The sequence below is a fragment of the Synechococcus sp. RC10A2 genome, from assembly GCF_047502605.1.
Window position 1 is genome coordinate 118,021 of the sequence record NZ_JANSHP010000042.1, and the last position, 22,081, is coordinate 140,101.

18 protein-coding genes are annotated in these 22,081 nt (G+C 63.1%); 12 read left to right on the forward strand and 6 right to left on the reverse strand.

The window, feature by feature from the left end; translation table 11 throughout:
- Window positions 1-8: 8 nt before the first annotated feature.
- The gene (locus NW848_RS04810) at window positions 9-1,241 is read right to left on the reverse strand and encodes a (Fe-S)-binding protein (protein ID WP_414510565.1); all 1,233 of its coding nucleotides are present in this window, start codon (window positions 1,239-1,241) and stop codon (window positions 9-11) included.
- A gap of 40 nt (window positions 1,242-1,281) precedes the next feature.
- On the opposite strand from NW848_RS04810, the gene NW848_RS04815 reads away from it, so the two are divergent.
- The 6 genes from NW848_RS04815 to NW848_RS04840 all read left to right on the forward strand — a co-directional run bounded on the left by NW848_RS04815 (window position 1,282) and on the right by NW848_RS04840 (window position 6,506).
- On the forward strand, window positions 1,282-2,304 hold the full coding sequence (locus NW848_RS04815; protein ID WP_414510566.1) for a hypothetical protein: 1,023 nt from the start codon (window positions 1,282-1,284) through the stop codon (window positions 2,302-2,304).
- A gap of 69 nt (window positions 2,305-2,373) precedes the next feature.
- Window positions 2,374-2,688 carry an ArsR/SmtB family transcription factor gene (locus NW848_RS04820; protein WP_414510567.1) on the forward strand — a complete coding sequence of 105 codons (315 nt, stop codon included), beginning with the start codon at window positions 2,374-2,376 and terminating at the stop codon, window positions 2,686-2,688.
- 14 nt (window positions 2,689-2,702) lie between these two features.
- Window positions 2,703-3,293, forward strand: a complete 591-nt coding sequence (locus NW848_RS04825) for a YceI family protein (protein ID WP_414510568.1) — start codon at window positions 2,703-2,705, stop codon at window positions 3,291-3,293.
- Window positions 3,290-4,153: a hypothetical protein gene (locus NW848_RS04830; RefSeq protein ID WP_414510569.1), complete on the forward strand. Its 864-nt coding sequence runs from the start codon at window positions 3,290-3,292 to the stop codon at window positions 4,151-4,153. Before NW848_RS04825 ends, NW848_RS04830 begins: the two co-directional genes overlap by 4 nt.
- Before the next feature lie 76 nt (window positions 4,154-4,229).
- On the forward strand, window positions 4,230-5,651 hold the full coding sequence (locus NW848_RS04835) for a tetratricopeptide repeat protein (protein WP_414510570.1): 1,422 nt from the start codon (window positions 4,230-4,232) through the stop codon (window positions 5,649-5,651).
- Window positions 5,652-5,654: 3 nt separating this feature from the next.
- A complete protein-coding gene (locus tag NW848_RS04840; RefSeq protein WP_414510571.1) occupies window positions 5,655-6,506 on the forward strand; it encodes an NAD(+)/NADH kinase in 852 nt (283 codons plus the stop codon).
- On the opposite strand, the gene NW848_RS04845 is transcribed toward NW848_RS04840, so the two are convergent.
- The 4 genes from NW848_RS04845 to NW848_RS04860 all read right to left on the reverse strand — a co-directional run bounded on the left by NW848_RS04845 (window position 6,439) and on the right by NW848_RS04860 (window position 11,198).
- Window positions 6,439-7,641, reverse strand: a complete 1,203-nt coding sequence (locus NW848_RS04845; RefSeq protein ID WP_414510572.1) for a cysteine desulfurase family protein — start codon at window positions 7,639-7,641, stop codon at window positions 6,439-6,441. The genes NW848_RS04840 and NW848_RS04845 overlap by 68 nt on opposite strands.
- Entirely contained in the window at window positions 7,641-8,720 is a 1,080-nt protein-coding gene (locus NW848_RS04850; protein ID WP_414510573.1) for a M50 family metallopeptidase, read from the reverse strand. Before NW848_RS04850 ends, NW848_RS04845 begins: the two co-directional genes overlap by 1 nt.
- Window positions 8,721-8,851: 131 nt before the next feature.
- Entirely contained in the window at window positions 8,852-10,090 is a 1,239-nt protein-coding gene (locus NW848_RS04855) for a hypothetical protein (protein ID WP_414510574.1), read from the reverse strand.
- 139 nt (window positions 10,091-10,229) lie between these two features.
- Entirely contained in the window at window positions 10,230-11,198 is a 969-nt protein-coding gene (locus tag NW848_RS04860) for a hypothetical protein (protein ID WP_414510575.1), read from the reverse strand.
- Between the two features lie 173 nt (window positions 11,199-11,371).
- On the opposite strand from NW848_RS04860, the gene glyS reads away from it, so the two are divergent.
- Window positions 11,372-13,480 carry a glycine--tRNA ligase subunit beta gene (gene glyS / locus NW848_RS04865; RefSeq protein ID WP_414510576.1) on the forward strand — a complete coding sequence of 703 codons (2,109 nt, stop codon included), beginning with the start codon at window positions 11,372-11,374 and terminating at the stop codon, window positions 13,478-13,480.
- 1 nt (window position 13,481) lies between these two features.
- Here glyS and dacB read toward each other — a convergent pair whose 3' ends face one another.
- Window positions 13,482-15,131, reverse strand: coding sequence for a D-alanyl-D-alanine carboxypeptidase/D-alanyl-D-alanine-endopeptidase (gene dacB / locus NW848_RS04870; protein ID WP_414510577.1), 1,650 nt, complete (start codon window positions 15,129-15,131; stop codon window positions 13,482-13,484).
- A gap of 157 nt (window positions 15,132-15,288) precedes the next feature.
- Here dacB and NW848_RS04875 point away from each other — a divergent pair, with 157 nt between their 5' ends.
- The 5 genes from NW848_RS04875 to NW848_RS04895 all read left to right on the forward strand — a co-directional run bounded on the left by NW848_RS04875 (window position 15,289) and on the right by NW848_RS04895 (window position 22,066).
- On the forward strand, window positions 15,289-17,274 hold the full coding sequence (locus NW848_RS04875) for a hypothetical protein (protein WP_414510578.1): 1,986 nt from the start codon (window positions 15,289-15,291) through the stop codon (window positions 17,272-17,274).
- Window positions 17,275-17,511: 237 nt separating this feature from the next.
- Entirely contained in the window at window positions 17,512-18,648 is a 1,137-nt protein-coding gene (locus NW848_RS04880; RefSeq protein WP_414510579.1) for a hypothetical protein, read from the forward strand.
- Window positions 18,649-19,133: 485 nt separating this feature from the next.
- The gene (locus NW848_RS04885; protein WP_414510580.1) at window positions 19,134-20,162 is read left to right on the forward strand and encodes a threonine aldolase family protein; all 1,029 of its coding nucleotides are present in this window, start codon (window positions 19,134-19,136) and stop codon (window positions 20,160-20,162) included.
- 12 nt (window positions 20,163-20,174) lie between these two features.
- Window positions 20,175-20,921, forward strand: a complete 747-nt coding sequence (locus tag NW848_RS04890) for a YebC/PmpR family DNA-binding transcriptional regulator (RefSeq protein ID WP_414510581.1) — start codon at window positions 20,175-20,177, stop codon at window positions 20,919-20,921.
- A 17-nt stretch (window positions 20,922-20,938) separates the two neighbouring features.
- Window positions 20,939-22,066 carry a rhomboid family intramembrane serine protease gene (locus tag NW848_RS04895; RefSeq protein ID WP_414510582.1) on the forward strand — a complete coding sequence of 376 codons (1,128 nt, stop codon included), beginning with the start codon at window positions 20,939-20,941 and terminating at the stop codon, window positions 22,064-22,066.
- The last annotated feature ends 15 nt before the right edge of the window (window positions 22,067-22,081 follow it).

The following is a 22,081-nucleotide window of genomic DNA, read 5'->3' on the forward strand; positions in this document are numbered from 1 at the left end:
ACTGTGTATTATGGCATGGCGTTGTAAGCTTTCGCCAGAATCTCCATCGGGTGCAGTACCTCGATAGGCGCGCCTGCCTCTTGCAAGCCTTGCTGTATCCAGAGCGTGCAGCCGGGGTTCGCGCTGGCGACGATGGTCGCGCCCGTGTTTTGAATGGCACGCACCTTGCGTTGGAGCGCGTCGCGGGCGAGCTTAGGCTGCAGTAGGTTATAGATGCCCGCCGAGCCGCAGCACATATCCGCGCCGTCCATCTCCACCAGCTTGACATTAGGCAAGCGTTTCAGCAAGGCGCGTGGCTGCTCGCGGATGCCTTGCCCATGCACGAGGTGGCAGGCGTCGTGGTAGGTGATACAGAGTGAGTCGTCGCGCGTGGGCGTGGGCAGCTCGGCGTCGGCGAGCAACTCATGCACATCGCGCACGCGCTGGGCGAAGCGTTCCGCTTCGGCGTGGTCGGGCGTCTTGCTGAACAGTAGCCCGTACTCCTTCATCGTGGAGCCGCAGCCTGCCGCGTTCACGGCGATGTAGTCCATCTCGCGGAACGCCGCAAAGAGCCGTCGCGCGTTGCGTAGCGCCTGGTCGGGGTAGCCGTTATGCACCCACAACGCACCGCAACAGCCCTGATTGCGCGGGAGATGCACCTCGTAGCCCGCCAGCGTGAGCATGCCGATTGTGGCGCGATGCACGCGCCCGAACAGCACCTGCATCGCGCAGCCCAGCAGTAGCCCTACACGCGCTTTGGGCGGCTGCGTCGCTGCGGGATAGACGGTCTGCGTCGGTCGCCACGCGCGCGCGGGCAGGCGCGGCAAGCGCACCGCCGACTCGCCTGCGCCCAATAGCTGTGCCATCCCGCGCGGCGTGCGCTGAATGCCCAGTGCGCCCGCTAAACGCAGCATCAGGCGCAGATGCGTCGGATTCGTGAAGCGGGCAATCGCCTGCTGGCGCACGAACCGCTGGAACGGCGTGCGTGCATGTCGCTCCACTTCGGCACGCGCCCCCTCAATCAACTTCGCGTAGGGCACGCCCGACGGACACGCCGTCTGACAGCCCAGACACCCCATGCAAGCGTCGATATGCGGTCGCGCCTGCGCCCACTCGATGCGCCCCTCCATCGCTTGGCGCATCAGGTAAATCCGTCCGCGCGGCGACTCCGCCTCCTGACCCGTGGACACATAGGTCGGGCACGCCTGCAAACATAGACCGCAGTGAATACACTTCTGAAGGTCGCGCTGGTCAAGCCGCATGCGTGCAGTATACCCTCGCTGCGCGGTATAATTCAGGGTGGTGGAACCCGTGCAAGAGCGGTTCGAGGAGTTGTTGCGCCTGCTGGATGAGAATCCAGAGTTTTTGGAGGCGTTGCAGGATCGGATTGTGGACGAGAAGGCGATTCTCCGCGCGTTTCAGAAGCGTGCGGAGACGCGCGAAGCCATCCGCCGCCAAATCCTGCACGACGAGCTTTTGCAGCTGCCCGAGTTGGTGCGCCAATTGGTTGAGGCGCAGCAGCGCAACGCGGCACAGCAGCAGGAGAACAGTCGCCTGATACGGCAACTCATCGAGAGCCAGCAGCGGCACGAGGCGATCCTGCAGGAGCATACGCGCCAGTTGCAGGAGCATAGTCGCCTGTTGCAGCAGTTGATAGAAAGCCAGCGGCAACACGAGGCGATTCTGCAGGAGCATAGTCGCCTGTTGCAGCAGTTGATAGAGAGCCAGCAGCGACACGAGGCGATTCTGCAGGAACACGCTCGTCAGCTGCGCGACCTAACCGCTCAGGTGCAGCGCGTCGTAGCGGTGCAAGAGCAGATGGCGCGCGACTTGCACGACTTCAAGGAGTGGCGGAAGGGCTTCGAGGGGTTGCGGCGGGGCGCAGAGCTGGAGAAAGAGGTGCGCCAACGCGCTCGGATTATCTTCGCGGGCGGACGCGGCGGACACCCCGAGTCGCCCTTTGTGAGCAGACTCCTGAAAAACTGGCTGCGCACGCTCAACGGGGACGACCCTATCCTCGAAGCGGAAGCCGACCCCAGCGCTGCAGACCTCATCTGGGCGAAGGGGAACAAGGTCATCGTCGTCGAAGTGTCTGTGAAAGTAGACCGTGACGATGTTGACCGCGCCTTCGCACGCGCGAACACCCTGCGCGGCGCAGGCATCGACGCCGTGCCCGTCGTCATCGGCGACCGATGGACAAGCGACAAGGTACGCACACGCGCCGAAATGCGCGGCGTCGAGTGGTATGTCGGCAAGACGCTTTCGGAGGGCTTCATCGCGCTGCGTCGCATCCCTGACGACGGTGAAGACGACGAAGGCGAGTGAGATTGCCCGCTTCATTTCCGTAGGGAACTTTCTCGCGCCTCGTGCGTATAGATATATGCACATTGGTCTATGAATGAGCGACGCGAGCTGACCGAGCGAAAGGCGATACAAGTCGCGCGGGCGTTGGCAGACCCCACCCGCCTGAGCATCCTGCGCACACTGCTACAGCATGGCGAACTCTCCTGCGGCGAGCTGGCGGAGCGGTTCCCCATCGCACAGTCTACCGTGTCGCACCACCTACATACGCTAATGCAGGCGGAGCTGGTCGCCATGCGCAAGCAGGGGCAACACCATTACTTCCGCGCCGTGCGCGACACCCTGTGCGCCTTCGCACACTGGCTCACCACGCTCGACAAGACCGAGTGCGACAACATTCCACTCTAAGGAGGAGGTTGGTTATGCGTAAACAGACACGCTGGATGGCATACTTGAGCATCGTGGCGATGCTGGTCGGCTCTTTACAATCGGTGCAGGCGCAACCTGTGACCTATCGGATTGACCCTGTTCACTCGTTCATCATCTTCCGCGTGAAGCACCTGAACACGGGCTTTGCCTACGGACGCTTCAACACCTTTTCGGGCACGATTGTTGTGGACGAGAAGAACCCTGCCAACAGCTCTATCGAGCTGGAGATTGACGCGAATAGCATAGATACAGGCAACAGCCAGCGCGACGATCACTTGCGCAGCCCTGACTTCTTCAGCGCGCGTCAGTTCCCGAAAATCACCTTCAAGAGCACGCGCGTGCGCAAAATCAACAACACGACTGTGGAAGTGCAGGGCGACCTGACCATGCGCGGCGTGACGCGCCCGATAACCGCGCGGGTAACCTACACAGGCAAGGGGCGCAACCAGCGTGGTCAGGAGATTATCGGCTTCGAGACCACCTTCACGATTCGCCGCAGCCAGTTCAACATCAACTACGGCTTAAACGGCGGTCTGGCGGACGAGGTGCGCGTCACCTTCGCGGTGGAGGGCATTCGTCAGTGAGCGTTGTCATAGAGAGCATGCTGACGGCGGGGCTGGCAGCGCTGGCGGCTGGGGTGTTGTGGCTGCTGGGTTGGCGGCTCCGCCGCGCCCACGCGCTGCTGAGCGCGCTCGGCGTGAGCGTAGGGTTCGCCGTGCTGTATTGGCGCGTGCAGGGTCGCCCCGACTTCCCGCCGATTGACGCCACGCAGTGGGTGTTCTGGCACGCGCTGTTTGCACTGCCCATAGGCTGGCTGGCGGGGATTGCGCCTGCCTACCGTTGGGTGTGGGTGTGGGGCGCGCTGCTGGGTGTGCTATGGCTGTTTGTACCACCGTTCCGCCCGCTGATGGAGTCGGGCTTCTGGTCGCTGACGGCAGGCGTTGGCTACATCGTCGGTTTTGCGCTGGCGACATGGCTGCTGATGACGCTGACCGCGCCGCTGGGCGAGGAGCGCGGGATTGCGACGCCGTTGCTGATGGCTTTACTGGGCGGGGTGAGCGCGGGCGTGCTGTTTTACGGCGCGAAGAGCGCGTCGCTGGCGCAGCTGTCGGGCACGCTGGGCGCGGTGATAGGCATCGGCGTGCCGCTGGCGTTTCTGAGCGGCTTCACAGTGGGGCGTGGAGCAATCGCCTTGACGATGCTTTTGTACCTATCGCTGTGGACAACCGCGTTCGGTTTCGCGCAACTGACGCTGGGGCAGCTTGCCGTCCTCTACCTGCTTGCCCTAACACCTGCGATGCGCTTGTTGCCCGCGCTCCAGCGTCAGTCGCCTGTCGTGCGGTTCGCACTGCCGCTGGCGATAGTGTTGGTAGTGGGCGGGGCAGCGGTCGGAATGACCTACAGTGCGTACATGGCGCAAGGCGGCGACTATTACAGCTACTGAATGAAAATTGCGTGAACGCTCGTCCATCGCGGGCACACAGGTATACTTGAGGGCGTCTAAGGTTCTGGAGGTAAATATGCGAATCGTGGCGATCGGGACACTGATATTAGTTTTGTGCGGTGCGCTCTCGGCTCAGACGGTGCGCGAGGCAATCGCGCTTGCCAACGAGGGCAAAACGCAGGAAGCCATCGAGAAGTTCGAGACGCTCTATCAGCGCGACGAGAATAACCCCACGGTGGTCAACTGGTTGGGGTATCTCTACCTCAAGGTAGGTCGGTACGCCGAAGCCGTGCCGATGCTGGAGAAAGCGACCCAGCTCACCCCCAAAAACGCTGAGGCGTGGAACAATCTCGGCAACGCCTACCTGCACACGAACCAACTGGAGAAATCGATTAACGCCTACCGCAAGGCGATTGAACTCAAGCCTAACGACGCCGACGCGCACTACAATCTGGGTAATCTCTACACCAAGACGAAGCAGTACCAGAAGGCGGTGGAGCATTACCAGAAGGCGATACAAGCGAAACCGAACGACGCGAACGCGCATAACAACCTTGGCTATGCCTTCCAGATGATGAAGCTCCCTGCGCGTGCGGCAGAGCATTATAAGCGCGCCACGGAGATAGACAAAAACAACAACACCTTCAAATTCAACTATGCGCTGGCGCTTGCGGAGCTGGGGCAGTGGCAGCAAGTAGCGAGCCTGCTTGAGCAAGCGATGCCGAAAATGCCTACAGAGGCAAGCGGCTGGCTCAAGCTGGGCGAGGCGTATGCCCGACTGCGCCAGCCCGAGAAGGCGATTCAGGCGTTGGAGCGGGGCGTCGCCGCTAACCCTGATAATCCCGACCTGCATTACAATCTCGGCGTCGTGCATCTTCAGCGCGGGAACCTTGCAGCAGCCGCAACCGCCTTTGAGAACGCGCTGAACTTGCGTCCGAACGACGCCGACGCGCTCAATCAGCTCGGCTTCGTGCGGCTACGCCAGCGGCGGCTGGATGATGCCGAGGCGACTCTCCAGCGCGCGCTGGAGATCAATCCGCGCCTGACCAGCGCACGGCTCAATCTCGCCACCGTGAAACGGCTCAAAGGGCAAGCAGACGAGGCGCTGCGCCTCTATCAGCAAGTGGTCGCGGAGAACCCGAAAAGTCAAGAGGCGCGCTTAGCTATCGGCGACCTGCTGATGGAAAAGGGCGACCTGCGCGGCGCAGAGGCGCAGTACCGCGCCGTGCTGAAAGAGAACGAACGCTCCCATGTCGCGTGGAACAATCTGGGTCTCGCGCTGATGCGCTCCAATCGCGTGCAGGAAGCGGTGAAGGCGTTGGAGCGCGCCGTTGCGCTGAACCCGCGCTCGGCAATCTATCACAACAACTTGGGCGCGGCTTACGAACGCGCTGGGCAGATTGCCAAAGCGCGCACGATGTATCAAGAGGCGCTCAAGCTCGACCCCAAATTGGAAGATGCGCAGAAAAACTTGCAACGGCTGGCGAGTCGGAAATAACTGATGGCGGATGTGCTAATTATCTACAACGCGGGCAAGCCTGACGCGGCACGGCACGCGCAGGAAACGGCGCAGTGGCTGCGCGCAGCGGGCTACGGTGTTGTGTTAGCAGACCAGCCGACCGCCGCCCGCTGGAGCCAGTTGCCTGAGCCAAAGATTGCGCTCGTGATGACGCTGGGCGGCGACGGCACTTTGCTCACAGGGGCGGCGCTTGCTGCCCCCGCAGGCGTGCCCCTGCTGGGCGTGCATCTGGGCAGGTTCGGCTTCATCGCGCAGGTGGAACCCAACGAAATCATCGACGCGCTCCAGCGGTGGCAGTCGGGCAATTATCAGGTGCAGGAGCGGCTGATGGCGCAGGCGCGGCTGGAGGGCGAGACGCGCGCCTCCCTCGCACTCAACGAAATCACGCTGCTACGCATGCCCACCGCGCCGATGCTGGACTTCACGATTTGTATCAACGACCTGTTGCTAACCACTTATCCTGCGGACGGCTCGCTGGTTGCCACGCCGACAGGCTCTACTGCGTATGCGCTTTCGGCGGGCGCGCCTGTGGTGCACCCGCAGACGGAGGCGCTTATCCTGACGCCCATCTCGCCCCACACGCTGGGGGCGCGCCCGCTCGTGCTGCCGCCAACCGCGCGGATTAGCATCACCATCCGTTGCGCGGCGACGAACGAACCCGACGCGCAAGTAATCATGACCGCCGACGGCAGACGCCACCAGACGCTTCGTATGGGGCAGACGGTTCACATCACCGCCGCGCCGTTCCGCGTGAAGTTGCTCTCGTTCAACGAAGGGGAGTTCTTTGAGAAACTACGCGACCGCCTGCTGTGGGGCGCGCGGGTGAACGAGTAGCCCGTATCCGCGCGACCTCCTGACGCAAGACCTCCACGGTGTACGCTAAGTCGTCCCAAGTGGTGTCGCGTCCCAGCGTGAAGCGGATGCCCTCCTGCGCCGCCGTCTCGTGCCAGCCCAGCGCTAGCAACACATGGGACGGCTCCAGCGAGCCTGCGCTGCACGCCGCGCCGCTGCTCGCCGCGATGCCTGCGCGGTCTAAGGCGATCAGCAGACTGTCAGCGGGGACACCCGTGAATCGGAAATGGGCGTTGCCAGGCAGTCGCTCCGTGGGGTGTCCTGTCAGAAAGGCGTCGGGAACTGCGTCCAGCACGGCTTGGATAAACTGGTCGCGCAGGGCGGTCTGCCGTTCGGCTTCGGTGGGGAGCATTTCCCGTGCGACTTTCACCGCTTCGGCGAAGCCCACGATGCCCGCGACATTCTCCGTACCTGCGCGGCGGTCGCGCTCCTGCCCGCCGCCGACCATCAGCGGCTGCAGCGGGGTCATCGCCCGCACATAGAGCGCGCCGACGCCTTTGGGTCCGTAAATCTTGTGCGCCGAGACGCTGAGCAGGTCGCAGCCAATCGCCTGCACATCTACAGGCAGCAGCCCGAAGGTCTGCACGGCGTCCACATGGAACCACACGCCGCACTCCTTGCAGAGGCGAGCAATCGCCTCAACAGTTTGGAGCGTGCCAATCTCGTTGTTTGCGTGCATTACCGACACCAGCCAAGTCTCGTCGCGGAGACGGGCGCGCACCGCGTCGGGGTCTACCTGCCCGTAGCGGTCAACGGGGATTTGTTCCACCGTATAACCGAAGGGGACAAGCCACTCGGCGGCGTGCAGCACGCAGTGGTGTTCGACCGCTGAGACGAGGATATGCCTGCGGTGGGGTGGGGCTTTGAGCGCGCAACCGATGACGGCAAGGTTGCACGACTCTGTGCCCGACGAGACAAAGCAAATCTCGGCGGGGTCGGCGTTGAGGGCGGCGGCAACGGTCTCGCGCGCGGCGTCGATTGCCATCCGCGCGCGCCTGCCCCAACGATGGAGGCTGGACGGATTGCCGTACTCCGACTTCAGGTACGGCTCCATCGCCCTGCGCACGCGCGGGTCTACAGGCGTCGTCGCCGCGTGATCTAAGTAAACCGCACGCATCAGCGTATCAGCTTCCCTGTGAGCAGTTTGTAGATGTCCAGCGAGAACACCGTCACGAAAATCATCAGCACAATTACCAGCCCAGCGAACTGCACACGCATCATCGCTTCGGGGCTGAGTTTGCGGCGGCGGATGGCTTCCACCGCGAAAATCATTAGGTAGCCGCCGTCCAGCACGGGTATCGGCAGCAGATTGATAATGCCGAGCATCACGCTGAACTTCGCGGCGAAATCGGCGACTTCTACGATGCCCAGTTTGGCGGTTGCGCTGGTTGCGCTGGCGATGGAGATGATGCTGCCGACCTCGTGGATGTTGCCCTGCCCGAAGAGCAGGCGGCGTAGCCCGTCCACAATCGCAACGGTCATTCCGACGGTCATTAGCCCCGCCTGTGCCAGCACCTGCCCAAATGACTCGCGCTTGCGCTGCACATGCCATAGCACCCCTATTTGCCCGATTTTTTGTCGTTCGCCGTCGATTTCAGCCTCCACCTCTTTGGGAGTAATGACGACCACGAACGGCGCGTCGTTGCGCTTCAAAGTCAACTGGATGGGCTTGTTAGCGCTGGCACGAATTATTCTGCTTGCCTGCTCGGCGCTTTTCACAGGCTCGCCATTAATGGCAAGTAGCACATCGCCTGTGCGTAGTCCTGCTGCTTGTGCGGGCGTGTCGGGCATGACCATCCGCACTTGGGGCGTCGGGTCGTCTAACGAGGGCAGCCCCGCCGTCAGCCCGATAATCACGAACAGCAGGTAGCCGAACAGAATGCTCGCCAGCGGTCCCGCCAGCACGGTCAGAAAGCGCGCGTGCAGCGGCTTGGACTGGAAACTGCCCTCTAAATGCTCCTCGTCGGGCAGCATGCCTGGGATTTTGACGAACCCGCCGATGGGGAAGGCGCGAATCGTATAGAGCGTGCCATCGCGCCCGCGCCACAGCCGCGCGAGGATGGGACCAATCCCGATGGCGAACTCCTCGACCTTCATCCCGAACCGCTTGGCGACCCACATATGCCCAAGCTCATGGGCAGCCACCAGCAGCGTGAATATCCCCACTAAATAGACGATCGTCAGTAGTACCGTCATGGTTGTCCTCTGCGTGTGGGCGGCGAAAGTAAACGGTGCGCCCACCTATATATTATGGCACATTTCGGGCAGGGAACGGACAGTGGGGAGGTGTACGGGCGCGATTGCTGCGCCCGTACCGTGTGGAGCGTTTAGCACCCATTGCCGAAGTTGAATAGCACCGCCAGCAGGTCGGCGTCGTCGACTGTGCCGTCGCAGTTGACATCCGCCACGCCTACACGCCCAAAGCCGAGCAGCACTTCCAACAGGTCGGCGTCGTCCACGCAGCCGCTGCCATCTACATCGCCGCCTGAGTAGCAGTTGCGCCCCGTGTCCAGCAGCCAGGCTTCTGTCGCGCCTTGCGGGTTCTGCCCGATGCCGACGATGTACCGCCCGTTCGGTGAGATGCCGCTCGCGGAGGTCAGCGTCCAGCCTGCTGGAATCAGCCCGGCGAAATGGTCTTGCAGGGACACCATCCCGACTGTGCGCGTCCAGTAGAAAGCGCGGGTATTTCCATCGGCGGTTCTACTGCCGCCAACGACTTGATACCCCAGTCGGTCTGTACTAAGCGCGTTGCTGTCTGCGCCGCCCAGCGTGCCCAACAGCGTCGGGGTCGCGCCGTCCCATAGCACCGCCTGACTCGGACTGGCAAAGGCAGGTTCCGTCTGCGCGCTGCCAACGGCGTAAGTCCCGTCATACGAAAGCCCGTTCACCTGCGAGCCGAAACCGCCTGACGGCAGCGCGCGCACGCTTGGCACGCCGTCGATCCACACATGCCCGCGCGCCGTGAATGCCCCACCAAATCGTGGGTCGTTGAAATACGGGTTGCGCATCATCGACATGCCGCCCAAGACCCTGCCGTCGCCTGACACGCAGTAGACAAAGCATGTGCCCGCGCTGCCCATAGGTTCAGGGAGAAACGCGAGTTGGTGATCCACTCTGTTGAACACGAACGGTACCACTCGTCCTGCCGCGCGGTTTTCTGCCCACCCCGCAATCGTTTGCCCGTCATAGCTAACGCCTGTTGCCATGCTGGGGCGGCTATGGATGCGGTACGCGCCCGCTTCGTCCCAGTAGCAGGCGTAGCCGTACAAGCCGATAATCGCTTGCCCTGCGACCACGCCGTCCGCAGAAACCGCATAGGCAATCGTCGCCTGCGCATTCGGGAACTCCAAGGCGCGCATTCCTGTCGCAGGATGCCAAACGAACGCCCATCGGTTGCCGTAGCCGACCACGAGGGCGCTGTCAGAGACCGCATTCGCGGCACTGGCGGTATCGCCAGGCAAAAAGCCTAGTCCGTAGAAACGCGCCTGACCCTGCGCCACGCTCCATAGACCCATCAGCAGGAGTGCGTGCAGACTCCACAGCCATAGACCCTTCTGCATCACCATCACCCAATCGCTTTATTCCCGCGAGGAGTGAGGGCTCCTGCCGATTTGGAGGACGAATTCCGAGGGGGGTGTGAGGAAAACAGAGGACGGGGGCGAAAGGGAGCAGCAACTCCCTTCCGCCCGTGGAGCGAGACTCGCTTTAGCTGCCGCACCCTTCGCCGAACGCGAACAGCACTTCCAGCAGATCGGCGTCGTCGACTGTGCCGTCGCAGTTGACATCCTCGTCCAAGCCGCTGCCCGTGTTGCCGAACGCGAACAGCACTGCCAGCAGGTCGGCGTCATCGACGCAGCCGCTGCCATCGATGTCGGGGTTGGACACCGCGTCCTCGAGAGTCGCCGCGCCTTTGACCTTCATGTAGAACGAGGCGCGCGGGTTGCCGCCGAAGAAGTAATAGCCAGCCCCGAAGGTACCGCTGCAGTTGGTGTCGCCTTGCCAGTAGAAGACATCCTCTTGGAAATCCGGCCCCGCCGCCAGCACCCAGCCAGGGCCTCCGCCATCGTGAAGCGGCGCGCAGTATTGCGGGAACTTCACGCCAAGCAAGAAACGGTCGTAGACATTCCCGTCGGAGCCAGTCACTTCAGTAGCCGCCAGTTCGTAGGGCTGGCAGCGTGGGAAGGTAAGAGTGATTGTGTAACCGCCTGGGTTTAGAGTGCCCTCAAAGGTCGCAATCTGGGTAAGGTTTGTCGGATCTACAAGATCCGTACCGATGTAAAACTCCGCTTGGACGGGCTGTTGCGCTGTGTCGGGTACGGAGACACCAAACTCGATTTGCGTAATGTAGTAGGTATTGTCGCCGTCGCTGTCCAAGCCGTTGGGGATATTCGCGTCGTCTACTGTGATGTTCGAGACAGAGAAGTAGAACCCTGTAAGGGTTGTGTTGTTGAACAGGTCTGTCGGCGCGGCAGGGAAGAAGTCGGAGCCCGCGCCGTTAAAGCTGGGCGAAGCAGGAAAGATGCTCGGCGGAAGTTGCGGCGTGGGAATCCACGGCGCAGGTTGAACTTTGACTACGGGTCGTGAAGAGCCGTTCTGCTGGGCAAAAGCAGCGCCAGCAATGACCGACATAGAGACACTCAATATCGCCAAAGCCGCAAAGGTTCGCATCATCATAGAGCCTCCTTTCGTAGGCAGGGGTAGGATAATTGCTTCTTATGCCTGCGCACCTCTATTATACCCCAGTTTTAACCAAATTGTTCACTCTTTGAGGGGCGAATTGGGCGGTTTTGCCCGAAATTGCCCCCGATTCCCCTCCTCCAGACGCACTGAGGTACAATTCCCCGCTGATGGAACGGGCGACGCTGTTGATTGAAATTGGGTGCGAGGAGTTGCCTGCGGCGTTTATGCGCGGCGCGCTGGAACAGTTGCAGGAGAGGCTTACCGAGACGCTGCGCGAGTGCCGTCTGGAACACGGCGCAGTGCGCACGCTGGGCACGCCGCGCCGCCTGATTGCGCTGGCAGATGCGGTCGCCCTGCAGCAGACGCCCGAAGAGCGCGTCGTGCGCGGGCCTGCCAAGCGCGCCTGCTTCGACGCGCAGGGCAACCCGACGCAGGCGCTGATTGGCTTCGCCCGTTCGCGCGGGGTGGAACCCAACGCCGTGCAGTTCCAAGAGACGCCGCAGGGCGAGTACGCCTATGTGCGCGAATACGATTCGGGGCAGCCCGCCATAAACGCGCTTGCCGACGCGCTGCCGAAACTGATTCTGTCGATGACCTTCCCGAAAACCCTGCGCTGGGGCAGCCGCAAGATGCGCTTCGGACGCCCCATCCGCTGGATTGTCGCCCTGCTGGGGCAGATGGTCATCCCATTTGAGCTGGAAGGCATCCCATCGGGCAGGCACAGCCGCGGACATCGATTTCTGTCGCCCGAACCGTTCGAGGTGGAGTCGCCCGAAGTATTTCTGGAGCAGTTGCGCCGCGCGCATGTGATTGCCGACCCTGCCGAGCGCGAGCGCATTATTATCGACGGCGCGACGCGGCTGGCGCACACTATCGGCGCACACGCCGTGCTGGAGCCTGACCTTGTGGAGGAGAATGTGTATCTTGTGGAGCAGCCGCACCTGCTGCTGGGAGGCTTTCCCGAATCGTTTCTGCGGCTGCCCGCGCCCGTGCTGGTCTCGGCGATGAAAAAGCACGAGAAGTTTTTCCCTGTGGTGGACGGCGAGGGCGCGCTGCTGCCGCACTTTATTTCGGTCTACAACAACGGCGACCCCGACAAGGTGCGTGAGGGCAACGAATGGGTACTCATCGCGCGGTTCAACGACGCGGCGTTCTTTTTCGAGGAGGACCGCAAGCAGCCGCTGGAGGCGTTCGTGCCTGAGCTGGGACGGATCCTGTACCAGCAGAAGTTGGGCACGCTGCTGGACAAAGCGCATCGGCTCGAGCGCGTCGCGGAGCAGTTGGCGGGCGCGCTGGACTGGGACGCCGAACAGACGCTGTTGCTGCATCGCGCGGCGCGACTATGCAAGGCGGACTTGGCGACGCAGATGGTGATGGAGTTCCCCGACCTGCAGGGGGTAATTGGCGCGGAGTACGCGCGGCTGTCGGGCGAGCCAGAGGCTGTGGCGACCGCCATCGGCGAGCATTATATGCCGCGCCACGCGGGCGACCCCATCCCCGAGTCGGCTTTGGGACGCGCGCTGGCGGTGCTGGATCGCATCGATGCGCTGGTGGGCTATGTGGGGCTGGGCTACCTGCCGAAGGGTTCGTCCGACCCGTTCGGGCTGCGCCGCGCGGCGGCGGGCGTGGTGGAGATCCTGCAGCACGAGCCTGACTACCCGACGCTGGCGGAGTTGGTGCAGCGGGCGCACGACGCCTACCGCGAGCAGCGCGCGCCGCTTAAACCGCTGGTTGCTGTGCAGGCTGACCTGCGCACGCTGTTTTACAGTCGCATCGAGGCGCTGCTGGATGAGATGGGCGTGCGCTACGACCTAATCCGCGCGACGCTGGGGGGCGGCTGGGACGACTCGGTGTACGGGTTCGTGCAGCGGGCGCGGTTGCTTCAAGCGCACGCGGGGACAGACGAGTTCGTCGCGCTGACGCAGACCGCTACGCGCCCCGCCAACATCCTCGCCGCTGCCGAGAAGAAAAACATCAAGGCGGTCGGCGGGCTGGAGCATGTGGACGCCGCGCTGTTCGAACACCCGACGGAACACGCGCTGTACGAGGCGGTCGCGCGACTGACCCCGCGCTTCGAGGGGCTGTATTACAAGCACGACTACGCGGCGATTTACGACGAGTTGCACGCGCTGTCGCCTGCTGTGAACGCGCTGTTCGACGGCGTGCTGGTGATGACGGAGGACGCCGCGCGACGGCAGAACCGCCTGAACCTGCTCGCGTGCGCGAATCGGCTCTACCTCGCGCTGGCGGACTTCACACAGGTGGTGGTGGAATAGCCTACAGCCGTTCCCAGAGCAGTTGCACGAGTTGGTCTTGCAAGGCGCGCGCGTCGCTGCCAGCAGCGTTATAGGCGTTCATCACTATCGAGAAGGCGAGCCAGCGCCCGCTTTGCGTGCGCAAGTAGCCCGACAGGCTGCTGACACGGTTCAGGCTGCCCGTTTTGGCGTAGCCGTTGCCTTGCACGGGCGTGCCGCGCAGGCGGTTGCGTAGTGTACCGTCTACGCCGTAGATGGGCAGCGACTCGCGAAACGCCTCTGCATGCGGCGAGCGGTGCATATACTCCAGCAGGCGCACGAAGTTCTCTGGGCTGACTCCGTTGATGCGCGACAGCCCCGACCCGTCTACGATATGCACCGCACCCATTTCCAGCCCCGCTGATTGCAAGAATTCGCGCAAAACTTGCACACCTGCAGTGGTTGTGCCTTCGCCTCGAATCTCCTTGCCCAGCGTCTTGAGCGTGATTTCAGTAAGGAGGTTGTCACTGGGCTTGTTGATGAGCGCGACGATCTCGCGCATGGGGGGCGAGCGGTGTTCGGCGAGGGGGGTCATCTCTGGGAATTTACCCCCCTCCCTAAGGTTCCCCCCGCTTCGCGAGGGGAACCGCGCATCTGTTCGGTTCCCCCTGCTTGCAGGGGGAACCTCAAGGAGGGGGTCTGCAATCGTCTGCATTTTTGTAAAGTATGTTTCGGCGATTGGTATTATCCCTCTCTCCCACAAGGCGGGCAATGGGGAAAGGTAGGGCGCACTGCCGTGCGCCCCTACACCCCTCTCCCACAAGGTAGGAGAGGGACTGGGGGTGAGGGCAGGCACAATCCCCCTCTCCACCACCACGCCCGCTGCTTGCAGCGCCTGCCGAAACAGGTGCGCCGCGTAGCGCGAGGGGTTCTCCACCGAGTACCTGCCGACGAAGACCTCCTCGCCGCCAAGCGGGATAGTGCCCTCCACGATAATCTGGTTGCGGGCGCGGGTGCGCGTCGCGCGGACGCCCGTGTTCGGCGCGCCGCGCTCTACTGTGCGCGTGCGGTTCACCAGTTCCACATAGTCGGTGTCGGGTTCCAAGCGTAGCAGGGCAGGCTCGCCGACCTGCGCAGCAGGTTTGGCGTACAGGCGGACGGCGTTCCGCTCGGCGCAGAGCGCGCTCATCTGCGCTTGGTAGCCGAACGGTTCGTCGTCGCTGCTCCAGCCGAAGCCGTACCGCTCGGCGTCCAGCCACGAGTCGTCATACAGCAGGTAGCCTTGCACGCGCTGCACCCCCGCTTGGCGCACTTGTTGGGCAAGCGTCTCCAAGCCGCGCATCTCCAGCGTAGCGTCGCCCAGCCCTTGCAGAATCAGGTCGCCTTGCAGCACGCCATCGAGCGTCAGAGTCCCGCGCATCCACACGCGCGTGCGGAAGCGGTAGTCGGGTCCCAGCCGATGGAGCGCCGCCGCCGAGACGAGCAGTTTCATGTTGGAAGCGGGGATGAGCACCCGCTCGGCGTCGCGCCTGTAGAGCGTCTCGCCCGTCTGCAAGTCGCGCACGACCACCCCGCAGTAGCCGTAGCGCAACCACTCCACATTCAGCAGGGCGTCTATCTCGGCTTGCAGCGATTGGGCGCGTAGCAGACTCAGTACCAGAAAAAGCGCAAAACTTGCACTGATGCGAGGCATAGCTCCTGATTCGCGCGGGATGGTCGAGTTCCTGCAATCGCAGACTATGTAGTGGGGAAGTCATGCTTCCGCCCCACCGTTGAAGTTGTGCTTCAGCCCTCCAAAAACGCCGCGCCGTTAGCAGGAGACCGCCTGCCGTTGCCGAATCACGGGCGTGATGGCGGTACAGGATGAGTTGGTCAGGGCGCGGCAGACCGCCGAGGAGGTCGCCGCCGAAGAGCATAAGTTCCAAGAGGGGTTTACTTTCCGCACCTTCTTGGGACTTTTGTTCGTGGCGTTCGTGATGCTACCGGGCAGCATCTACATCGGCTTGGTGGCGGGCGTTGGGCTGGGTGCGGCGGCGGAGTGGGTGACGATTGTGCTGTTTGCGGAGGTGATGCGCCGCTCGCTGCAGCCCTTGCGTCGCCAAGAGATTTACATACTCTTTTATATCGCGGCGTCGCTGACCGCGATGGGCGCGTACGGGCTGTCGGGCGGTCCGTTGCAGTGGAAGATCTGGGATCAGTTTTTCGTGCAGTCGTCGCCTGCCGCGCCGATTGCCGACCAAGTGCCGCGCTGGGCAGTGCCTGCGCCCGATTCGCCCGCGTTGCGCGAGCGCACTTTCCTGGACAGCGCGTGGGCGTTGCCCATCTTCCTGCTGGTGCTGACCGAGATTTTGGGGCGCGCCAGCTGGATGAGCATGGGCTACCTGCTGTTTCGGATGACTTCAGATGTGGAGAAGTTGCCGTTCCCGCTCGCGCCTGTGGCGGCGGCGGGCGCGCTCGCGCTGGCGGAGGTGGGCAGCCGCGAGGAATCGTGGCGCTGGGGTGTGTTCTCCACAGGCGCGGTCGTCGGCATGGGCTTCGGGCTATTCTATGTGGGCATCCCCGTGTTCACAGGGACGCTGTTCGGCAACGCCTTGCAGCTCATCCCCATCCCGTTTCTGGACTTGACGCAGAATGTGGAGGCGAGCCTGCCGACCGCAATTGTGGGCATCTCTATCAACTTGGGTGAGGTGCTGGTCGGCTTCGTGCTGCCGTACCACATTTTGCTGGGCGCAGCGATTAGCTCGGTAGCGACCTATGTGATGGCGAACCCGATTTTATATCATGCAGGGCTAATCCCGAACTGGCAGCCGAACTCGCCCGCGCTGCCGACAAAACTCGCGGCGGACTTAGACTTCTGGCTGGCGATTATCGTGGGACTGCAGTTGGCGGTCGCGGCGATTGGCGTCTCGATGGTGGTGCGCACGATGCGCGAGTACCGCACCAGTCAGTCGTTGCGTCTGCGCGGGCTGACGCCTCCGCCAGGGCGTGGCGACCCGCCGCTGTGGATTCCGCTGGCGGTGTGGGCGGTGTCGGTTGTCTCGTACATCGCGCTCTGTCGGTGGCTCGTGCCCGATTTCCCGCTGTGGATTGTGGCAGGGTTTGGGTTGCTCTGGAGCCCGCTCAACAGCTATGTGTCGGCGCGCATGATTGGGCTGACGGGGCAGGGCGTGTCCGTGCCGTTTATTAAGGAGGTGGCGATTATCAGCAGTCGCTACCCGCGCGTGGACATCTGGTACGCGCCACTACCGCTGTACGACTACGGCTGGGCAGCGCAACGGTTCCGCGAGGTGGAGCTGACAGGCACGAAGTTCACCAGCATCCTGAAGGCAGAGCTGGTGATGCTGCCCGTCATCTTTTTGGCGAGCTTCATCTTCTGGGCGTTTTTCTGGAAGGCAAGCCCGATTCCGTCGCCGCTGTTCCCATTCGCCCAGAAGATGTGGCCCTACTACGCGCAAATGGAAGCCGTATGGAAGCAGATTAACCTGCCTCAGAGCGAGATTCGCGAGGTGGTGCTAAACGCGCTGAACATTCCGCGCATTATTGCAGGCTTTGTGTCGGGGCTGGGGCTGTTCTGGCTCTTTAGCGCGTTCAAATGGCCCCTGCTGCTGTTTTATGGGCTGGTGAGCGGGGTGGGGCAGCTGCCGCACTTCACGCTACCGAAGTTGCTGGGCGCATGGCTGGGGCATCGCTATTTCAAAAAACGCTACGGCGAGGAGAACTGGCTACGCTACGCGCCTGTGCTGCTGGCAGGCTTCCTATGCGGGATGGGGCTAATCGGCATGTTCGGCATCGCGCTCGCGCTGGTCGCTAAGTCGGTCTCTGTGCTGCCGTATTGAGTTTTCGCCCTCACCCCCAGCCCCTCTCCCACCCTGTGGGAGAGGGATGTAGGGGCGCACGGCGGTGCGCCCTACCGTTCCCCCTATCTCGCCTCGCGGGAGAGGGGGACAAAGGGGGTGAGGGCAACAGGGCGCACCTCCCGTCCAACCGCCGCGCCCTGATTTTAACCACCCCTTAAAATCGCGCGGGGTAGCATATTAACGCGGCTCAGAGAATCGAGCCGAAAGGAGGCAACTATGCGAGCTATTCTGGCTTTGGGCTTAACGAGTGTGTTTGTAGCGACGACCTGCGCCCAGGTGGTGCTGGGCAACAACAAGGGCAAAGTGCGCGCCGTCAACGCGCTGGCAGAGATTAGCGCTAGTGAGCAACCTCTACAGTGGAGCCGCCGCGACTTTCAGGACGGTACTAACTTCGAAACCTTCGGCTTTTGGCCCGCGTACACGATTCAAGTGGACGGGCTGCAGTTCGACGCGCTTGGCAACCAGGTTGGTCTCGGCGGCGCGACGACGCCCATTACCATCACCACTGTCGACTCTCTGCGAAGCGCACCGTTCAACTGGCCAACGAACTTCACCGTTCCCCAGTACCTGTTCCGTCAGGGCGGTGCGTACACGAACCGTTCCAACAACGGTGATCACGGCGTTGAAGGGACAGTGTGGATTAAGTACGAACTGGACGACAGCAACCCGAACGGCTGGAATGTGGTGAAGGTGCAGGTGTTCGCGTGGGATGTACGCGACTTGGTGCACAAATCCGCCCCCGCAAAAGTCCGCCCCTTCTCGGACACCGCCGCGCCGTTCCAGATCGATGTCTATGTCGCCCAGAACGACCCGAATCCCGCCAGCGACCCGCAGAGCGACTCCAACTGGAGGCGGGTCGGCACGCTGAGCAAGGCGAACGGCACGCTGCCGAATGTGTGCGAGTGGGATCCGAATACGGGCAACACTTTCGGTGAGTGCCCGCAGGCGACGCTGGACTACCTCAACGGGAACAACAGGCTCGGACTGAAGTTCTATCAAGACCCGACGAACGAAATCTGGTATTCCACGCTGAATGTGTCGGGTCAGAGCGGCGTCAAGTATGTCGCGCTGGTCATCCCGCAGGGCAACCAGTATGGGCAGGATCCGACGCTGAACGCCAGCAACCGCACCAGCAGTAGCCTGCGCTACACGAATATCACCGATGTGCGCGTGATTGCGCAGGTAGGTCCTGAGGGCGATGTGAACGGCGACGGCTGCGTGGACGACGCCGACCTGCTGATTGTGCTGTTCAACTTCGGCAACGCAGGCGGTCAGGGCGATGTGAACGGCGACAACATCGTCGACGACGCCGACCTGCTGATTGTGCTGTTCAACTTCGGCGCGGGGTGCTAATCGCCCGTGTTTAGGAGAATCACCTCCTGGTCGCGGTTCCCCCTGTGCGCAGGGGGAACCGCGTTCGTTTAGTTTCACAAACTCTTTGCACACCACCTCAATCCATCAAGGAGCAGTTTTTTTACCGAACGCAATCATCAGCCGAGAAACTAATAATACCAATCGCAAGGGCAGAGTTTGCAGTTGCCCCCCCTCCTGCGGTCCCCCCTTCGCGAGGGAATCGATCCCCTGGTTCCCCCTGCGTGCATGGGGAACCTTAAGGAGGGGGTCTTCAATCTCGCTGGTTTTCGTAAATTTTGCCTACGCGATTGGTATTAGTAGTTCGAAGTCTTGGAAGGTTCGCGCTTCCATACACCCCATGAGGCGCGGCAACAAACGCGCCCGTTGGCACCGTACAATTGCCCAGCAGTCTCTGAGAGGGGTACGCTGGTAGGCGGTATTCAACCCATTTGCCGTACTCGAAGAACAGGTATACTTTCGCGCCCATGCGTGTAGACCTGCGTTCCGACACAGTGACCCTGCCGACGCCTGAGATGCGCCGCGCGATGGCGAACGCCGAACTCGGCGACGATGTGTACGGCGAAGACCCGACGGTCAACTGCTTGCAGGCGCGGGTGGCGGAACTGCTGGGGCACGAAGCCGCGCTGTTCACCCCGTCGGGCACGATGGCGAACGAAATCGCCGTCAAGGTGTGGACGCAGCCTGGCGACGCCATCTTGGTGGATGCCGAAAGCCACATCCTGCACTACGAACTGGCGGCTCCCGCCGTGATTGCAGGCGTGCAGGTGGAGACCTATCCCATCGCCGACGGCGTGTTTCACCTTGCCGACATCGAGTCGCGCATTCGCGTCGCCGACGACCATACGCCGGGCACGCGCCTGCTGTGCATCGAGAACACGCACAACCGCTGCGGGGGCACGATTCTGCCCCCTGAGATGATGCCCGACCTGCGCGCACTGGCGGACAGGTATGGGCTGCGCCTGCACTTGGACGGCGCGCGGCTGTTCAACGCGAGCGTGGCGTTGGGCGTCTCGCCGCAGGCGTGGACGCGCTACGCCGACTCAGTGATGATTGCCTTCTCGAAGGGGCTGTGCTGTCCTGTGGGGTCGGTGCTGGCGGGGTCGGCGGCGTTCATTCGTGAGGCGCATCGCGTGCGCAAGATGCTGGGCGGCGGGATGCGTCAGGCGGGCGTGCTGGCGGCGGCGTGCCTGGTCGCGCTGGAGACGATGATTGACCGTCTTGCCGACGACCATGCCCGCGCCCGACGCCTCGCCGAAGCCATCGCCGAACTGCCTGGCTTTGCGGTGAACCTGCGCACGGTGCAGACGAACATGGTCTATGTGCAGACCGCCCGCCCCGCGCAGGAGGTCGAGCGTGCGCTGGCGGCGGAGGGCGTGCTGTGCATCGCGTTAGACCCGCACCGCCTGCGCCTGGTGACGCACAAAGACATCGACGACGCTGCCGTAGAGCATGCCCTTCGCGCGTTTCGGCGCGTTTCGGGTATCCTATCGTAGGAGGCACGAGCGATGGCTGGACATTCCAAGTGGCACAACATCCGCATTCGCAAGGGCAAGCAGGACGCGCTGCGCAGTAAGTTGTTTACGAAGCTGACGCGCGAGATTATGGTCGCGGCGCGACTGGGCGGGGGCAATCCCGATGCGAACCCGCGCCTGCGACTCGCCATCGAAAAAGCGCGTGAGAACCACATGCCCGCCGACAACATCAAACGCGCCATCCAGAAAGGCACAGGGGAGCTGGAAGGCGTGACCTACGAGGAAATCACCTACGAGGGCTACGGACCGGGCGGCGTCGCGATTATGGTGGAATGCCTGACCGACAACCGCAACCGCACCGTCGCCGAGTTGCGCCACCTGTTCTCCAAGCACGGGGGCAACCTCGGCGAGACGGGCAGCGTCGCATGGCAGTTCAAGCGGCAGGGCGTCATCACCATCCCCGCCGAAGCCATCGCCGAAGAGGAACTGCTGGAGCTTGCGCTGGAGGCGGGCGCGGACGATGTGACCCAAGAGGAGGAGTTCTACCGCGTGCTGACGGCGGTTGAGGAGTTCCACCGCGTGCGCGAGGCGTTGCAAGAGCGCGGGCTGCCCATCGCCGAAGCGCAACTGGAGCTGACGCCGACCACTACTGTGCGTGTGGAGGGCGAGACCGCGCAGAAACTGATGCGCCTCTTGGAAGCTCTCGAAGACCACGACGATGTGCAACACACCTACGCGAACTTCGACATCCCCGACGAGGCGTTCGCCAGCGTCTCATAAGGTCAGGTGAGGCGCGCATGCGCGTCCCGTTGCCCCTCGCGACCCTCGGCATGCTGGGGGTCAATACCGCGATTGTGGTCTGGTTGTCGTCCCGCGCCGAGTCGGTAGAGGCGTGGGGGTTTGTGCCTGCGCAGCCGTCGCTGCTGAGTGCGCTGACGAGCCTGTTTGTGCATGCGGGCTGGCTGCACTGGCTGAAAAACGCGCTGTTTCTGGGGCTGTTTGGGGTCTATGTGGAGCGTGCGCTGGGGGCGTGGCGGTGGCTGGCGCTTTACTTGGCGAGCGGGCTGGGCGCGATTGGCGTCCACTGGGCGATGAGCCTGACGATTCAGCCGTCGCTGTATCGCGAGGGGCTGGTGGGCGCCTCGGGCGCGATTTCGGGGCTGGTGGGCTACTTCGCGTTGCGGTTCTATCGGCGGCGGGTGCGCCTGGTGTGGGCGTCGCCGAGTCGGTGGGGGCTGTCCGTGCCGATGTGGGTCGGCGTGCTGGCGTGGGTGCTGTTGCAGGGCGCAGGGGCGATTCTGGAGGCGGGTCAGCCGACGCCGTCCGCGATTGGCTACTGGGCGCACTTAGGCGGCTTCGCGACGGGGCTGATGCTTGCGCTGCTGTGGGGTGCTGGGGCGCAGGGCGAGCGCGAGTACCTGGTGGAGCAGGCGGCGCGTGCGCTGCAGCAGGGCGCGGCAGGCGACGCGCTGCGCTACCTGCAGCAGTTGCCTGCGACCGATGTGCCGCGCGTGCGCTACCTGCAGGGCGCGGCGTGGGCGATGCTGGGCGACCTCGACGAAGCAAGCCCCCTGCTGCGCGAAGCGGTGCAAGGCGCGCTTGGGCATGGCGACTACGCACAGGCAGCCGACGCCACCGACCTGCTGAGCGAACTGGAGCAACTGCACACACTGGACGCGCCGACCTTGCAGACGCTGCTGCGCCATGCCGAACGCCATCAGGAGCGGGCGCGCGCCCTGCGCTGGCTGGAGACGCTCACGCGCCACCCCGACCTGCCCGACCGCCCTGAATGGCTGCTACTGCATGCTCGCCTGCTCCACCAGCAGGGGCAACCCGACGCCGCCAACGCCGTGCTGCAACGCCTCATCGCCGACCACCCCGACTCGCTCCAAGCCGCCCTCGCCCAACTGGAGAGCAGGCGGTAAACTGAGGATGCAACT

What these genes read in the sequence shown, in the direction of transcription:
- NW848_RS04855 (WP_414510574.1), bottom strand. Translation starts at nt 10,090, where the DNA reads ATGGTGATGCAGAAGGGTCTATGGCTGTGGAGTCTGCACGCACTCCTG.
- glyS (WP_414510576.1), top strand. Translation starts at nt 11,372, where the DNA reads ATGGAACGGGCGACGCTGTTGATTGAAATTGGGTGCGAGGAGTTGCCT.
- NW848_RS04860 (WP_414510575.1), bottom strand. Translation starts at nt 11,198, where the DNA reads ATGATGATGCGAACCTTTGCGGCTTTGGCGATATTGAGTGTCTCTATG.
- NW848_RS04850 (WP_414510573.1), bottom strand. Translation starts at nt 8,720, where the DNA reads ATGACGGTACTACTGACGATCGTCTATTTAGTGGGGATATTCACGCTG.
- NW848_RS04895 (WP_414510582.1), top strand. Translation starts at nt 20,939, where the DNA reads ATGCGCGTCCCGTTGCCCCTCGCGACCCTCGGCATGCTGGGGGTCAAT.
- NW848_RS04810 (WP_414510565.1), bottom strand. Translation starts at nt 1,241, where the DNA reads ATGCGGCTTGACCAGCGCGACCTTCAGAAGTGTATTCACTGCGGTCTA.
- NW848_RS04845 (WP_414510572.1), bottom strand. Translation starts at nt 7,641, where the DNA reads ATGCGTGCGGTTTACTTAGATCACGCGGCGACGACGCCTGTAGACCCG.
- NW848_RS04885 (WP_414510580.1), top strand. Translation starts at nt 19,134, where the DNA reads ATGCGTGTAGACCTGCGTTCCGACACAGTGACCCTGCCGACGCCTGAG.
- NW848_RS04820 (WP_414510567.1), top strand. Translation starts at nt 2,374, where the DNA reads ATGAATGAGCGACGCGAGCTGACCGAGCGAAAGGCGATACAAGTCGCG.
- NW848_RS04835 (WP_414510570.1), top strand. Translation starts at nt 4,230, where the DNA reads ATGCGAATCGTGGCGATCGGGACACTGATATTAGTTTTGTGCGGTGCG.
- NW848_RS04840 (WP_414510571.1), top strand. Translation starts at nt 5,655, where the DNA reads ATGGCGGATGTGCTAATTATCTACAACGCGGGCAAGCCTGACGCGGCA.
- dacB (WP_414510577.1), bottom strand. Translation starts at nt 15,131, where the DNA reads ATGCCTCGCATCAGTGCAAGTTTTGCGCTTTTTCTGGTACTGAGTCTG.
- NW848_RS04890 (WP_414510581.1), top strand. Translation starts at nt 20,175, where the DNA reads ATGGCTGGACATTCCAAGTGGCACAACATCCGCATTCGCAAGGGCAAG.
- NW848_RS04825 (WP_414510568.1), top strand. Translation starts at nt 2,703, where the DNA reads ATGCGTAAACAGACACGCTGGATGGCATACTTGAGCATCGTGGCGATG.
- NW848_RS04875 (WP_414510578.1), top strand. Translation starts at nt 15,289, where the DNA reads ATGGCGGTACAGGATGAGTTGGTCAGGGCGCGGCAGACCGCCGAGGAG.
- NW848_RS04880 (WP_414510579.1), top strand. Translation starts at nt 17,512, where the DNA reads ATGCGAGCTATTCTGGCTTTGGGCTTAACGAGTGTGTTTGTAGCGACG.